General features: G+C 43.6%; 12 protein-coding genes. 10 read left to right on the top strand and 2 right to left on the bottom strand.

What is annotated here, in order from left to right:
* Positions 1–5 precede the first annotated feature (5 nt).
* On the top strand, positions 6–848 hold the full coding sequence (locus tag D0X99_RS13545; RefSeq protein ID WP_119478371.1) for a universal stress protein: 843 nt from the start codon (positions 6–8) through the stop codon (positions 846–848).
* Here D0X99_RS13545 and D0X99_RS13550 read toward each other — a convergent pair.
* Entirely contained in the window at positions 835–1,554 is a 720-nt protein-coding gene (locus tag D0X99_RS13550) for a tetratricopeptide repeat protein (RefSeq protein ID WP_119478372.1), read from the bottom strand. The genes D0X99_RS13545 and D0X99_RS13550 overlap by 14 nt on opposite strands.
* A gap of 122 nt (positions 1,555–1,676) precedes the next feature.
* Between D0X99_RS13550 and holA the strand changes: the two genes are divergently transcribed.
* From holA to trmB, 9 genes are all read left to right on the top strand, one after another.
* The gene (gene holA, locus D0X99_RS13555; RefSeq protein ID WP_119478373.1) at positions 1,677–2,699 is read left to right on the top strand and encodes a DNA polymerase III subunit delta; all 1,023 of its coding nucleotides are present in this window, start codon (positions 1,677–1,679) and stop codon (positions 2,697–2,699) included.
* Positions 2,700–2,717: 18 nt separating this feature from the next.
* Positions 2,718–5,705 carry a tetratricopeptide repeat protein gene (locus tag D0X99_RS13560; protein WP_119478374.1) on the top strand — a complete coding sequence of 996 codons (2,988 nt, stop codon included), beginning with the start codon at positions 2,718–2,720 and terminating at the stop codon, positions 5,703–5,705.
* 3 nt (positions 5,706–5,708) lie between these two features.
* Complete coding sequence (locus tag D0X99_RS13565; RefSeq protein WP_147392232.1) at positions 5,709–7,400, top strand: TonB-dependent receptor; 1,692 nt, start codon at positions 5,709–5,711, stop codon at positions 7,398–7,400.
* A gap of 67 nt (positions 7,401–7,467) precedes the next feature.
* On the top strand, positions 7,468–8,295 hold the full coding sequence (locus D0X99_RS13570; protein ID WP_119478376.1) for a hypothetical protein: 828 nt from the start codon (positions 7,468–7,470) through the stop codon (positions 8,293–8,295).
* Position 8,296: 1 nt separating this feature from the next.
* Positions 8,297–8,983 (top strand): MotA/TolQ/ExbB proton channel family protein, encoded by a 687-nt coding sequence (locus D0X99_RS13575; protein WP_233553722.1) that lies wholly within the window; start codon positions 8,297–8,299, stop codon positions 8,981–8,983.
* A gap of 2 nt (positions 8,984–8,985) precedes the next feature.
* Positions 8,986–9,375, top strand: coding sequence for an ExbD/TolR family protein (locus D0X99_RS13580; RefSeq protein WP_119478377.1), 390 nt, complete (start codon positions 8,986–8,988; stop codon positions 9,373–9,375).
* A gap of 2 nt (positions 9,376–9,377) precedes the next feature.
* Positions 9,378–10,334 carry an energy transducer TonB gene (locus D0X99_RS13585; RefSeq protein ID WP_119478378.1) on the top strand — a complete coding sequence of 319 codons (957 nt, stop codon included), beginning with the start codon at positions 9,378–9,380 and terminating at the stop codon, positions 10,332–10,334.
* A 7-nt stretch (positions 10,335–10,341) separates the two neighbouring features.
* Positions 10,342–11,634 carry a bifunctional folylpolyglutamate synthase/dihydrofolate synthase gene (locus tag D0X99_RS13590; RefSeq protein WP_119478379.1) on the top strand — a complete coding sequence of 431 codons (1,293 nt, stop codon included), beginning with the start codon at positions 10,342–10,344 and terminating at the stop codon, positions 11,632–11,634.
* Entirely contained in the window at positions 11,635–12,300 is a 666-nt protein-coding gene (trmB, locus tag D0X99_RS13595; protein WP_119478380.1) for a tRNA (guanosine(46)-N7)-methyltransferase TrmB, read from the top strand.
* On the opposite strand, the gene D0X99_RS13600 is transcribed toward trmB, so the two are convergent.
* On the bottom strand, positions 12,287–14,674 hold the full coding sequence (locus D0X99_RS13600; protein ID WP_119478449.1) for a hybrid sensor histidine kinase/response regulator: 2,388 nt from the start codon (positions 14,672–14,674) through the stop codon (positions 12,287–12,289). The two genes, trmB and D0X99_RS13600, sit on opposite strands and share 14 nt — an antisense overlap.
* Positions 14,675–14,684: the final 10 nt, after the last annotated feature.

A 14,684-nucleotide genomic window follows, 5' to 3' on the forward strand; every position in this document is an offset into this window, starting at 1 on the left:
TTGCCATGGAAAAGACTTTTAAAATCCTTTGCCCGACTGACTTTTCAGAATGCTCACTTAATGCAATTGAGTATGCCGCTAAACTCGGTGAAAAGTTTCATGCTCAACTGATCCTTTTCCATGTATTAAATAAAGAAGACTACCTAAAACTTTCCCCGAAGGATACCCAAGGAAAACATCAGGTGGAATTCGTTCAGGAGAAATTAAAAAACCTACAGAAGGCGGTTCTGGAAGAAAGTATTGCCAATGGACTGAAAGGCTGTGAAATTGCCATTCGTGAGGGTAAAATTGTCCAAACGTCAATTGATTTTGCCAAGGAAATCAATGCAGACCTGATAGTGGCCGGTACAGAGGGAATGAATGAACTCCGGGAAAATATCATCGGAAGCCGAGCTAGCAAATTGGTGGAACAGTCAGATCGAGATGTTCTTATTGTTCCGAGAAAGGTCTTTTTTAAGCGCCCTCGCAAGTTGGTGTATGCTTCGGATTACATCGAGGAGGATAAACTGGCCATCCAAAAAGTGGTGGAAATGGCTCAAATGTTTGATGCGGAGGTTGACTTGGTGCATGTGTCCTCCAGCCAAAAGGCACTTGACAAATCACTTCACATGACCGTGGTAGAGGAAATTAAGCCATTTGTTCGTTATGACAAGGTTAATTACGTGCTTAAATCCTATCGCGATGATTTGGCTCTGGGTCTGGAAAATTACTTACAGGTAGCCAAAGGTGATATGCTAGTAACACTCTCTAAGAAAAAGACTTTTTTTGACCAGATCTTTTCCAAAAACCTCTCTAAGAAAATGTCCTATTTCCTGAATAAGCCTCTTTGGGTGATTAAGAGTTTTTAGACTTTTTTCCTGAAAAAAAGCCCTTAAGAAAATCCCCGAATTCCTTTCTGGTACTTGAATTACTAAATAAAGACCTGAGTGTGGTCCAAAAATGGTTAGCACTCATTTTTTTGGATTCACTAGGTTGAATAGGAGCGGCAACAGGAATTTCGGCTGATTTCTTGGTTCCAATCGGAGGGAGCTTGTCATTTGTAGGGTTCGGCTTGTATCCTACCAAGTCATCCGCTTTTTCAAAACTCTTTTTTGATCGCTCTTTGAATCCTAGTTTTTCCTCAACCAATCCTTTGTTGTTGTATGCTACCGCATCTTCTGGATCCAGTTCGATAGCTTTTTCGTAGTCTTCGATTGCACCTTGAAAATCCCCGATTCGATCTTTGAAAAACGCTCTGCTACTGTATCTGTAGGGGTTTCTTGGGTCCAAATTCGCCGCTCGGTCGAGTTCTCCAAGCGCTTCTTCATTTCTTCCCATCAAGTGAAGGACCACCCCGCGATCACTGATGTAGTCGGTGTTGTAAGGTTCGAGTGCGATCAGTAAGTCAAAATCCTCCAAGGCTGCTTCACCTTTTCCCAACCGGGTCAATATTCTTCCACGGTAAAGATGCAACTCGGCCTTTCCGGAATGAACGGAAATCAACTCATCAAAACACACCAATGCTTCTTCAAACTTTCCTTCTTTGTATAGAGCGATCCCTTTTTCGAAACTCATTTTCTCTTGTTTTAAAGCAATACAAAATTAAGCCCCGAATAGTTTACCAAAGAATATTTTCTTTGTTTTTGCTCCTAAATCCTTTCGGCTGTTATCTTTAAACCGTATAGTTTTTCTAATCCATGGCCCATTCACCCGAAGCAGTTCTTAAAGACCTGAAAGCGAAAAAGTTTGCTCCGATTTACTTTTTGGAAGGGGATGAACCGTATTTCATTGATTTGATTACTGACTTCATTGAAAAAAATGCGATCGCCGAACACGAAAAGGGCTTTAATCAACTGATCATGTATGGTAAGGATTCCCCGGTCAATGTGATTCTGAGCAATGCCCGAAAATTCCCCATGATGGCAGAGCGGCAAGTGGTGATCGTCAAAGAGGCCCAAAGTATCCCGGATCTTGGAAAAGAAGATGCTCAGAAACTCCTAATGAGTTATCTGAATAACCCACTTCCGAGTACCATTTTGGTTTTTGCGCATAAGCACAAAAAGCTGGACGGGAGAAGTTCTTTGAAAAAGGAACTGGATAAAAAGTCAATTTATGTTAATTCCGAAAAGGTAAAAGATTGGTTACTGACCGGTTGGGTGGAGTCTTATTTCAAGGATCTGGGCCATCAAATTGACGCAAAAGCTGCGCAATTGTTGGCGGATTCGATTGGTAATAATCTGGAAGTAATTACCAATGAAGTAGGAAAAATGCTCATCAATTTTCCGGAACCGACCAAATTCACTCCCGATCACATCTCCAAATACATCGGGATTAACAAAGAGTACAACAATTTTGAACTCACAAAAGCGATTGGTTATAAGGATATTATAAAAGCCAATCAGATTATCCACTATTTTATTCAAAATCCAAAAGCCCATCCGGTCATTCCGATTTTTTCTTTGCTCTACAATTATTTCAGCAAAATAGCACTGGTGCACCGGGCAGGACCCATGCCTGATAACCAATTGGCGGGAGTTATTGGAATCAATCCCTATGGGTTGAAAGAATACTTGGCAGCCTCCAAAAACTACAAATTGGGCAAGGTAATTGATGTGTTCGGGTACATCAAAGAGGCAGACCTTCGTTTCAAAGGAGTGGACTCCGGAAGCATGGACGAAGGTGAAATCCTCCGCGAACTGGTGTACAAGATTTTGCACTGATTACCCAAAAGCCAAACTATGAAACACTACCTGGTGCTGCTTGCAGGCCTGGGGATGAGTGTGGAAGCTTTTTCTCAATCCACACTGTATCAGACCAGTCCCCAGCAAGCTCTGGATTATCATTTGGAGCTTTTTGACAAACAGCTCTTTTCTGCCTCACTTTACGACAACAGTCGGCTTCTAAATCAGAATCTTACCAGTGAACAGCAGAAGTCTGCCGAACTTTACCGTGCCATGTCTGCGCTTCAGCTGGAAAGTCCTGATGGACCCGGACTAATGAAGTCATATATTTACGATCACGGTAACCATCCCACGGTTACCACTGCCGGATTGTATTTGGGAGACCATTTTTTCTATAAAAAAAACTACAGGGAAGCAGTCGACGGATATGCTTTGGTAAAGGTAAACGGGCCATCCGAAGCGAATCAAGCCGATGTGCTTTTTAAGCAGGGCTATTCCTATTTTCAGCTGAAAGACTATGGGCAAGCTGCGCCGTTTTTAGATCAGGCCAAAGTCCTCAATCAACCGATCAGTACCGATGCCTATTATTACAGCGGATTTATTGCCATGGAAAGTGGAAATAACGCCAAAGCAATTATTGACTTGCAGGAGGCAGCAAAGTCATCCTTTTATTCCACCAAAGTCCCTTATCTGATCTCTGCTCTTTATTATCAGGAAGGGAATTACGATCAGGTTATCAGCTACGCAGAACCGCTTTTGGCTTCAGGTCAAAACCTGGATCGCAAGGAAACCATCCATCTTTATTTGGCGGAAGCCTACTACGCAAAGAGGGAATTTGCCAAGGCGGCAAATAATTACGATGCCTTTATCAATTCCAAAAAAGGAACGCTTTCCCGCGAGGAAGTCTACAAAGCTGGCATTTCCTTTTTTGAATCCGGAAATTATCAACGGGCAACGGACTACCTGAAAGTATCGGCATCTGGAACAGATGAAATTGGTCAGTCATCCAGTTATTACCTAGGACATGCTTATCTGAAATTGGAAAACTACCAGTTTGCGACCACGAGTTTTCAAGCAGCTTCCAAATCAAACTTCAATAAGCAAATCCAGGAAGAATCGTTGTTCAATTTTGCCAAGACAAACCTTCAAAAAGGAAGCTTCCAGGTGGCAATCACGGCTCTGGATGAATACCTGGAAACCTACCCATCCGGAAAAAACCGGGAAGAAGCGGAGACCTTGCTATCGGAGGCGTTGATCAATTCTAGCGATTACTTGCGTGCGATCGATCAGATGGATAAGATTCGCAACAAGTCCCCAAGAATTCAGGCAGCTTACCAAAAGGTAGCCTACTATCAGGCCATGGTCTATTATCGGGACCAAAAGAACAAACAGGCCTTGGCCTTATTGGACAAGTCCCAGGCTTTTCCAAGCGATCGGGATTTGCTGTTGGAAACTCATTTTTGGAAAGGGGAAATTAATACAGCAGATGGAAACCTGGCTCAGGCCATCCGGTCCTATGAGGCAGTTCGTGGGATGAATCCAGCTACTTCTCATCCATTTCTGATCAAAACCCATTATGGATTGGGGTATGCTTACTTCAACTCCCAAAACTATTCCAAGGCTGAGGAGCAGTTTGGACTTTACACCGAGAAGCTGAGAAGCACCAGTGAAAAGCAAAACTACGATGATGCTTTGTTGAGACTTGGAGATTGTCAGTATGTGCAAAAGAAATTTGGAGATGCTGCATCCACCTTCCAGCGGGCAATTTCTGAGTCAACTGCCGGAATAGATTATGCTTATTACCGCTTGGCGGTGGTGCAAAACTTCCAGTCCAGAAATAATGAAGCGCTTAGTCAATTGGACAGGTTGATATCCGGATTTTCAAGCAGTTTGTACATCGAGGATGCAATGTTCTTACGAGGTCAGATTTATTTGGAAGAAGTCCGTTACAAGGAGGCATCTTCGGCTTTTTCGGACTTGATCAATGGAAGACCCAATTCACCGTTTGTGCCGTTTGCCTTGGAAGGAAGGGCAGTAGCTAATTTCTCGCAACAGAATTACGATCAGACGATTGCCGATTATAAATCGATTTTGGATAAACATCCTAATGCCCAAAACTCCGAAACAGCACTAAAAGGTCTTCAGGAAACTTTGGCACTTCAGGGCAGGTCTGCCGAGTTTGGCGATTACTTGGCCAAATATAAAAGCTCCAATCCGGGAGGAGGCAATGTTCAGTCCTTGGAATACGAGGCAGCAAAAAGTCTCTATTTGGATAAAAATTATGCTCAGGCGGCCCGCGCTTTTGAGAGTTTCCTCAGAAGCTATCCGCAATCTGCCCAGCGTCCGGACGCCCTGTATTTTGCAGGGGATGCATTCCTTCAGGCTGGAGATCAGGAGCGGGGCTTGAGTTATTTCCGCATGCTGGAAAAGGAACCTGCGTCTCCGCAGCGAGTCAGAGCCATGTTTAAAATCGGACAGATCGAACTGGAAAACAAGAACTATGCGGCGGCAATTCCTTATCTCGAAACGGCTTCTCAAAACGCCCGAAACAAAGTAGAGGAAGCTGAAGCCGTTCAGGGCTTGATGATTGCCAACTTTGCCATTCGTAAATACCAGCAATCCATCACCTATGCAGAAAAGCTGATGACCTTGGATGGGTTTATTCCAGAATCCACTCCAACTGCACTTTTGACCAAAGCAAAGGCCCAGCGGGAACTGAATCAAAAAGCACAAGCTGAAGTGACTTTAGAAAATTTGGCAAAAGATCACAAGACGGTGCAAGGAGCAGAAGGATTGTATTTGCTTGCATTTTCGCTACAGGAAAAAGGCGATGTCGCCAAATCCAATGAAATCATCTTTGACAATTCCGGACCCTTTGCAGATTTCGATTTTTGGTACGGTAAAATGTTCCTCCTTTTGGCAGACAATTACCTGAAAACAGGGGAGGACTTCCAGGCAAAAGCTACGCTGGAATCCATTGTAGAGCGCTCCACCAATCCGGAGATCAAAGCTGAGGCACAAGCCAAACTCAAAAACCTGAACTAAACCATGCAAAAACTACCCGTAATTCTATTCTTTGCCGGTGCATTTTCCTTGGGAAGCTCCTCGGTTTTTGCACAAAACAAGCAGCAGGGCGCTGTGCAGGATCAGGAGTTTGTGATTCGTAAGGATCGGGTTCTGACCGTTCCTACCCAGCCAAGAGCCTTTGAACGCTTGCCGGTTTTACCTCAACCCAAAGGGTTTGCCGAGTTCAACTATACAGTCACTCCGTTTTTCTTGAAGCTACCGGCTTTGAATTTGGAGCCTACTGCTTTGCAAAAAGATTACCGTCAACCAAAAACCGAGCTTTATCGTGGTTTTATCCGGGCGGGCTATGGCAATTTTTCCTCTCCGCTTTTGGAAGGACGATTTATGTCTACCACGGCCGATCCTTTGAATTATGCACTTAAGTTTAAGCATCAGAGTTTTGGAAAAGGGCCAATTGCAGCTGAGCAAAGTGCAGAGTCGCATACTGTCTTTGGTGCTGATGGAAGCTATTTTACAGAGCAGGTAGAGGTATTTGGAGGATTGAACTGGGGTCAGGATAAATACTCCTTCTATGGAGTGGACCCATTACTTTTTGAGAATCCTGATGTTCCCTTTGAAACCTCGAGCAATGTCATGAACAATGTACAGGTTCAGGTTGGACTCCGGGACATTGAGAAAACCGGACCATTTTCCTACGAAGGAAAACTCAGCTTTCGGAATTTTAAAGACAGCTATTCTGCTAAAGAAAACGAAGTGGGAATCCAGGCAGGAGGCAAATTCAGAACAGAATCTGACTGGTCAGGAAGGGTTGATTTGGCTTATTTCCACACCAATCCCAATGATGTGAACTATCAGGAGAACCGAAATTACTTCTCCATTCGTCCGCGGATTTCCTACAACTACGAGGCGTTCCAGTTTACTGCAGGATTGAATTTGGTTTCAGAAAATGATTCTATCGCTGACAAATCCAGCGATTTCAGAATTTTCCCTGTATTGAAAGCCAGTTATCAGTTTGCCGATGAGTTCGGATTTTATGGAGAGTTTTCCGGAGATGTTCAGCGGAATACCTATTTCAGCTTTGTCAATGAAAATCCTTTCCTCGGTCCAAGTGAGCAATTGCTGAACACGATTAACAATTACAAAATCGAAGGTGGGATAGAAGGTCAGTTTCAGGAAGCATTTCATTATCGCGCGGGCATCAACGTCAGCCGGTATAATCAGATGCACTTCTTTGTAAATTCTCAGGCTGACTCTGCGAGATTTGAAATTGTCTATGACGACAAGTCAACGGTTTTCAACATCAATGCAGAACTCGGCTTCAAAATCTCCGAAACCTATTCTTTGGGAAGCCGCTTGGATTTGTATCAATACGACTTGACTACTCAGACTGAAGCCTGGCATAGACCGGTTTGGGAACTACGCGTCAACAATCAATTTACTCCTTTTGAAAAATTGCTGGTCCAGGCCAATTTGAATTTTATGGGTGGATTAAAGGCGCGAGGTAATGAAGTTGTTGAAGTTATTCCACCAATAGTTGAAGTGGTAAACTTGAAAACCATTGCCGATCTCCAGCTGAAGGCTGATTTCAAGATTACTGATCGTTTGTCTGTCTTTGCCGAAGGCAATAATATCCTGAATGGCAAAAACACCCGCTGGCTGAATTATCCTGTGCGTGGGATTCAACTTATCGGAGGAGCAAGTTTTAAATTCTGAGAAACTCGGGGCAGGGGGTTGGGCATTCGACTCATTTAGGTTAGTTTCGTAGCTTTTCCAAGCGAAAATGGCAGACAAAGATTCAGAAAAAAAACAGTGGACTGACCCCAAAGATTACGGGCTTCCTTTTGTGGAGATCACTCCAATAAGAGTGAGGGCTAAACCGGTGGTCGAAGAGGTCACAAAAGTCATTTCTGATCCTGAAGTTCAGCAAGAAGCAACTGTACCTCTTGCGGTAGAGCCTACTTCTCAACCTGTTTCTGAGGAAAAAAATAAAGAAAGAAAGCCTGAAAAACAGGTTCAAACTCCCCCAGTAAACAGGCCAATCGAACCAAAAAAATCAACATCTTGGGTTTGGGCCGCAGTCCTGATCGGCCTTGGAATTGTTTCGGTAATCATTTGGCAGATTCAGTCCCAATTGGATTCAAGTTCTCCGGAAAATTCTGTTGAAAAAACAGAAAAACCGATAGTGGAAAATCAGCCAATTACCACTCAGGAATCTCCAGAATCTACGCCAAGTGAACAAAATCAACCTGCTGTAAATCAAGATTCTATAATATCCATTAATAATTCAAATCCTAATATTTCCAAACCGGCTGAAACTGGTACAACAATTGCCAATAGAGTCACTGGAAATTTGATTAGAATAGAGTCCAAAGCAGAGCGCCCTCAATACTTTATCATTGTGGGAAGCTTACCAAGTGAAAAGCTCGCCATTGAGGAGGCCACTGTATATTTTGGAAGGACATCGGATATTTACCTGATCATGCCTTACGAAGGGGTCTCAAATTATCGCTTGGCGATCGGAAAGTTTGGAAGCTTTAAAACTGCCGCGGAGGAACTCGAAAAAATCAAATCCCAATACTCAGAAGCATTGTGGATTTTGAAATATTAATATGTTGCTCCAAACCCTTTCTACAGACAGTTTATCCAATTTGAATGATGTGGCCATGGGCGCCACCAAAGAAAGTATCGGCCTTATGGACCTCCTGATTAAGGGAGGCTACATGATGATCCCGCTTTATCTTCTGTTTATTTTGGCGATTTTCATCTTTATTCAGAAGGTAATCGTTCTCAACAAAGCTTCTAAAACTCCAGCTCACCTCTTGGAACAAGTAAAGGTCTTGGTGCAGAGTGGACAAATTGAAAAGGCTAAAGTGCTTTGCATGGGAGAAAATACTCCTGTAGCCAATATGATCGCCAAAGGAATCGATCGGATAGGGTCTCCCTTGAAAAACATCGAGGTTTCCATCGAAAACGTAGGGAAAATCGAGATCTATAAATTGGAAAAGAATCTTGGAATGCTGGCTACCGTCTCCGGGGCTGCTCCGATGATCGGATTCCTTGGTACCGTGACCGGTATGATTCAGGCTTTTATTTCCATCGCTCAAGAGGAAGGGATGATTTCTCCAAAGCTGCTTTCATCAGGAATTTACGAAGCCATGATTACCACGGCTGCCGGCCTTGTAGTCGGAATCATAGCCTACTTGGGTTACAATTACCTAGTAACTCAGGTTTCGAAGCTAGTGCACAACATGGAATACACTTCCATCGAATTCATTGACCTACTCCAGGACAAATAATCATGGGACTTCAGGCAAAAAATAAGGTAGATACGGCGTTTAGCATGTCGTCCATGACGGATATCATTTTCCTGTTGCTGATCTTTTTCATGCTTACTTCTTCCTTTATCACCCCATCTGGGCTTCCTGTGAATTTGCCTTCCAGTGAGGCTTCCGACATCATCATGCAGGAGGTGACGGTATCTGTGACCAAGGATTTGCGCTTTTCCGTCAATGATCGGGAAGTAAGTAGAGATCAGATCAAATCTGAACTGACTGCTCTTTTGGAAGGGAAAAAAGGTCAGGTTGTTTTGCACATTGACAAAACTGTACCCGTAGAATATCTCGTAGAAATTGGCGGAATTGCTGCCGCCTTGGAGGCTAACGTCTCAATCGCAACTATTCCCTTTTAACCATGCAAAGTTGGAACGCTGATCAGGTCGAAAAGGACAGTAAACGCAAATCCGCGATCATCACGGTCGTGGTCAATGCCCTTTTGCTGCTTGCGTTCTATTTTATTGTGGTATGGAAGCAACCGATTCCACCACTTCCGACGTATGGTTTGGAATTGAATCTTGGTTTTACTGATGTAGGATCTGGAAATCGGAATAGTCCAAATGCGCCATCAGAAACTCCTTCGGAAAGTATAGAACAGGCCGCACCCGGTGATGTAGCTCCAGCTGTAACTCAACCTGCGACTCCTACACCAAGTCCAAAAACTGAAACAGCCAAACCTACCGCCATTTCCAAGCCGGCGGCCAATCAGGCTGTAACTACCAATCCTTCCCCGATAAAAGGACAGGAAAAGGCGGCTGTAGAAACCAAAAAAACACAACCAACCAAAACCGAACCCGCAAAAACTGTCACTACTCCAGCCAAGTCAGAAGCAGAGACAACGACTCAGAAAGCTGCTGAAAAACCAAAAATCGACCAGCGTGCGATTTTCGGTGCCGGTGGTACCTCAGGAAAAAGTACCACGCCTGCATCCGGTGGAGCCCAAGGCTCCAGTACCGCCAAAGGCGATGAGGGCCGACCAACCGGAACAGTGGATGGACGTGCGATCATGGGTGAGGGAAGTGGAAAAGGTACCAATTCAGGTGCTGGATATAGCTTGGATATGGCCGGATGGGATTTTGCTTCCAGACCAACCATCAACGACAATGTTTCGACTAGAAACGGTCGGATAGTTTTCAAAATCACAGTGGACGATTCCGGTCGAGTCGTGCAGGCGGTTCCTTTGGAATATAATGTATCCAACGACGTACTTGCGTATTATCGGCAAGTGGTTAATCAGATCAATTTCAAAAAACAAGGCGGAACTGCCGCTGATTTTTCCTCAGGTAAAATCACCTTTATCATCAAGGTGGATTGAGTTAGGCATGGATTACCGGGAGACACTGGATTACCTGTACAATTCGCTGCCCATGTTTCAGCGGGTAGGGGCATCGGCTTTCAAAAAGGACCTCAGCAATACTGTCGCCTTATGTGCTCACCTGGGAAATCCGGAAAAGAAATTCAAATCAATCCATATAGCCGGCACCAATGGAAAGGGGAGTACTTCACATACTTTGGCAGCCATTTTACAAGCCGCAGGGTACAAAACGGGCTTGTACACTTCCCCGCATCTAAAATCCTTCACTGAGCGGATCCGGATTGATGGTTTGGAAATCATCGAATCAGCAGTGGTTCAATTTGTCGCCGAGAACAAAATGTTTTTGGATGAGCTGAAGCCCAGTTTCTTCGAGATGACTGTGGGAATGGCCTTTTGGTATTTTGAGCAGCAAAAAGTGGATATCGCCGTAATCGAGGTAGGAATGGGCGGAAGGCTAGACAGTACCAATGTCATAGCTCCTGAACTCTGTGTGATTACCAATATCGGCTACGACCACATGCAGTTTTTGGGAGAGACCTTACCGGAAATTGCCGGAGAAAAAGCTGGAATCATCAAACCTGATGTTCCGGTTGTGATCAGTCAATCACAGGAAGAAACCACTCCCGTTTTTCTTGCCAAAGCTGCTGAAATGGAGGCTCCGATTGTCTTTGCAGATCAAATCTGGAAAGTCGATAAGAGACAAAATTTTGAAAATGCGGGAGTTGCAAGATTTGAAGTTGAGTACAAAGGAAATACTCAGGAACTGGATTTTGGCCTTTTGGGAGATTACCAGCGATATAACCTTCCGGGGATTTTGGAAGCGGTGGTTCAATTGAAAAGCCAAGGCTGGAAAATTTCAGATCAAGCTCTTCAAACTGGTTTGGCACAGGTTACACAGTTGACCGGGCTTAAAGGTCGGTGGCAGATTTTGGGAGAAAAACCCACCATTATCGCCGACACAGGGCACAATGAACCCGGAATCCGGCAAATACTGGCTCAACTCGAAACCTATTCTTTTGCGCAGCTTTGGATGGTAATCGGGATGGTGCAGGACAAAGATGTATCCAAAATTCTGGCTTTGCTTCCCAAGGATGCCCATTACGTCTTTTGCCAAGCTGATTTGCCCAGAGCTTTAGCTGCAAATTTGCTGGCTGAAAAGGCAGCGGTTTACGGACTTCAGGGAGAAATTATCCCAAATGTCAATGAGGCCTTGAACTTTGCCCGAAAAAATGCAGAGTCTGATGACTTGATATTTGTGGGAGGCAGTACTTTTGTGGTCGCAGAAATCGACGACCTTTAAATGAGTAGAAAAAAGCTGGTTCGCTTTGCCCAAAACGAAGAGAATCCCAATGTAGTCCAGTCAGGCAAACCCATTTTTGAAGAAATCAAAGGCCATTGGAACTCCAAACAATTTCAAAATGAAAATCCGATTGTGGTAGAGTTGGCCTGTGGACGCGGTGAATTTACCGTTGGCTTGGGCAGGGAATACCGGGATCAGAATTTTATCGGGGTCGATATCAAGGGAAGCAGAATCTGGAAAGGCAGCTCGACGGCAACAGCCGAAGGCATTACCAATGTGGCGTTTCTCAGAACTCAGATTCAAAACCTCAACCAGTTTTTTGCAGAGGGAGAAATCACCGAATTGTGGATCACTTTTCCCGACCCATTTCCCAGAGATGGAGATGAAAAGCGACGCCTCACCTCACCCAAATTTCTTGAAATGTACAAGCCAATGATCAAACCGGGAGGGATTGTTCATTTCAAAACAGACAATACAGGGCTTTTCGACTACACTTTGGAATTGGTCAAATCACGTCAGGACATCGAGGTAATTGCGTTCACGCATGATTTTTACCAAAGCAGTATGAAAGATGACCACCATGGCATCAAAACTCGTTATGAAAAGATGTTTTCGGATAAAGGAGAAAAAATCAAGTATCTCAAATTCAGATTTATTTCTCGATAGACTCCAGTTCGATTTTTTCCAAGTAGAAAGCCTTCAACACTTTTTCAAGCAATTGTTCTGCATCGACTGGTTTGGTCATGTAATCATCCATTCCGATTGACATTGCCCGAATTTTGCTTTTTTCGGTAGTATCCGCTGTAACTGCTATGATGGGGATTTTAGTATGCGCCTGACCGACTTGCCCACTTCGAATTGCTTCGGTCGCTTCGTAGCCATCCATTTCAGGCATTTGAAGATCCATTAAAATTAGATCAAAATGCTCCTGATTAAGCTTAGATAAGGCTTCCAATCCATGGCCCGCAAAATTGTACCGGATTCCTTCCCACTTTCTAAGGATGGATTTGATAACAAGTTGATTGACAGGATTGTCTTCAACCACAAGAATGTTTTTCCCATTCAGAAGTGATTTTGTGTCTTTTTTGATCAGTTCCAGGGGTTCCTCGGGAGCTTTTTTGAAACTGAGTCGAACTTCAACGGTGGTCCCAATCCCAGCTTGGCTTGAAATGGAAACCTGTCCATGGTGAAGGTCAGTCAGGGCTTTTACAATGCATAATCCCAGACCAAATCCCCCAAATTTCCGCTTGTCATCGATTTGCTCCTGAGTAAATGATTCAAAAATCCGATCAAGCTTTTCAGGTTTGATGCCCCCTCCTGTGTCCGAAATTTGAAAAGTGAGAATTTGATTTTCTTCAAGTTCTTCGAAGTGAGTAATCTGAAGTTTGATTTTTCCGGTAGGGGTAAATTTGATGGCATTATTAAGAATGTTGTTCAAAATCTGCCTGAATCGAACAGCATCTCCAACTACCCGCCTTGGAAGCGGGGCATTTTCTTCGTAAGTAAAGGACAGCCCTTTATCCCGAGTTTGTTGATAGGTGAGCGCCTTGATTTCAGTGAGACTCTTTTGTAAGTCAAAAGGTTTTTGATCCAGGTTGAGTTCGCCTTTTTCTATTTTGGAAAAGTCGAGGATGTCATCGATTGAAGAGAGAAGTGAAACCGATGAGTATTTGATTACTTCCAGATTTTCCTTGATTCGTTCATCGGAAATTTCCTTCATAATCGATTGGGAAAGGCCCAAAATTGCATTCAAAGGGGTGCGGAGTTCATGACTCATGTTGGATAGAAAAAATGACTTGATCTCGTTGCTCTCTTCCGACCTCTGAAGAGCCAAATCTTGGGCTTTTTCTTTTTCATTTCTTAAAATTCGAATCCGGTTTGCCATGGAAAGTGACAGAAAGAGAATCTCAAGACCTGTACCTAGTTTAGCGGCATTTTCGGTAAGGAAGGAGTTCTCAAGGAGTGAAAAGTTGTTCAGAATAAAAATGATAAAACCAACTGTCAAAGAGGTAAAACCTAAAGCGAAAAATGGGTCTACAGGCTTACTTTTCACAAAACTCATCACAATAGATGCAATTGCCAACAATACTCCCACAAGGCCTAGCGCATTGACCAATGGATAATAAAGCTGCTTTCCAGAGTCAATAAGCAAAATGCCAAGGAGCAGGAGAATCAAACTGAAATTGATCACATTGATTGTATTGTTTAGCACTTTGGTGAAGGTTTCGACACGCACAAATGCCTGATTGTACCGGTTAAGTAGTAAAGCAGATACTGTTGCGAAGATCAAAATGCTACGGTCCGCAAACCAACCTGGACCGCCGAGTAGATATTGAAAAAAATATCCATCCAAAGACGAGTGAAGCAATCCTATGGAAATCACATACAACACATATAGGATGAAACTTTTCTCATTAATACCGAAATAGAAAAACAGGTAAGTCAAAGCTGCTAGCAGCAAAATCCCATAAAATACCCCGAAAACCAACTGGTCAAAATAGGTGGCTGTTATCAACGAGAAATCATCATAAAGTGTCAACGGAAGATTGATCACCTCTCCATCGCTGTTCAAATGCAGGTAATATTCTGCTGAGGAATTGGCCTCAATTTCAATTGGGAAAATCAATTTTCGATGAGGCAGGGGACGGTCTGAAAATGGCAATAAGTCTCCGTTTTCAACCAGCGTAATTAATCCGGTTTTCCCAATTTGGTACAGGTTAGCGATATCGGTGATCGGTCGGGCTGTTTCGAGAAATACCCGCTTTGGAACTGCCGAGGAATTACTCAGTGTAAATCGAACCCAATAGTGATGATTCGTAAAGCCAAGATTTGTATTGATACTCGTCAGCGTACGAAAATCACCGGGATTTGGAGTGTTTAGAAATGTTTCCAACTCAATAAAATCCACTCCGGTATCCCATATTTCAGCCTGTTGATGGATGGAAATTGGGAAGTTCCCGGTGGAATTTATTTCAACAGTACCGGAAAAAACATAGGCCGATTGAAAAACTAAAATGAGGGTGGTAATCAGTTTTTGCATGGACTGAAGA

This window comes from Algoriphagus lacus (assembly GCF_003583985.1).
GTDB lineage: Bacteria > Bacteroidota > Bacteroidia > Cytophagales > Cyclobacteriaceae > Algoriphagus > Algoriphagus lacus.

Bases quoted from the DNA above. Each gene is read 5' to 3' on its own strand.
- D0X99_RS13545 (WP_119478371.1), top strand. From the start codon at position 6: ATGGAAAAGACTTTTAAAATCCTTTGCCCGACTGACTTTTCAGAATGC.
- D0X99_RS13575 (WP_233553722.1), top strand. From the start codon at position 8,297: ATGTTGCTCCAAACCCTTTCTACAGACAGTTTATCCAATTTGAATGAT.
- D0X99_RS13570 (WP_119478376.1), top strand. From the start codon at position 7,468: ATGGCAGACAAAGATTCAGAAAAAAAACAGTGGACTGACCCCAAAGAT.
- D0X99_RS13600 (WP_119478449.1), bottom strand. From the start codon at position 14,674: ATGCAAAAACTGATTACCACCCTCATTTTAGTTTTTCAATCGGCCTAT.
- D0X99_RS13585 (WP_119478378.1), top strand. From the start codon at position 9,378: ATGCAAAGTTGGAACGCTGATCAGGTCGAAAAGGACAGTAAACGCAAA.
- holA (WP_119478373.1), top strand. From the start codon at position 1,677: ATGGCCCATTCACCCGAAGCAGTTCTTAAAGACCTGAAAGCGAAAAAG.
- D0X99_RS13560 (WP_119478374.1), top strand. From the start codon at position 2,718: ATGAAACACTACCTGGTGCTGCTTGCAGGCCTGGGGATGAGTGTGGAA.
- D0X99_RS13565 (WP_147392232.1), top strand. From the start codon at position 5,709: ATGCAAAAACTACCCGTAATTCTATTCTTTGCCGGTGCATTTTCCTTG.
- D0X99_RS13550 (WP_119478372.1), bottom strand. From the start codon at position 1,554: ATGAGTTTCGAAAAAGGGATCGCTCTATACAAAGAAGGAAAGTTTGAA.
- trmB (WP_119478380.1), top strand. From the start codon at position 11,635: ATGAGTAGAAAAAAGCTGGTTCGCTTTGCCCAAAACGAAGAGAATCCC.
- D0X99_RS13580 (WP_119478377.1), top strand. From the start codon at position 8,986: ATGGGACTTCAGGCAAAAAATAAGGTAGATACGGCGTTTAGCATGTCG.
- D0X99_RS13590 (WP_119478379.1), top strand. From the start codon at position 10,342: ATGGATTACCGGGAGACACTGGATTACCTGTACAATTCGCTGCCCATG.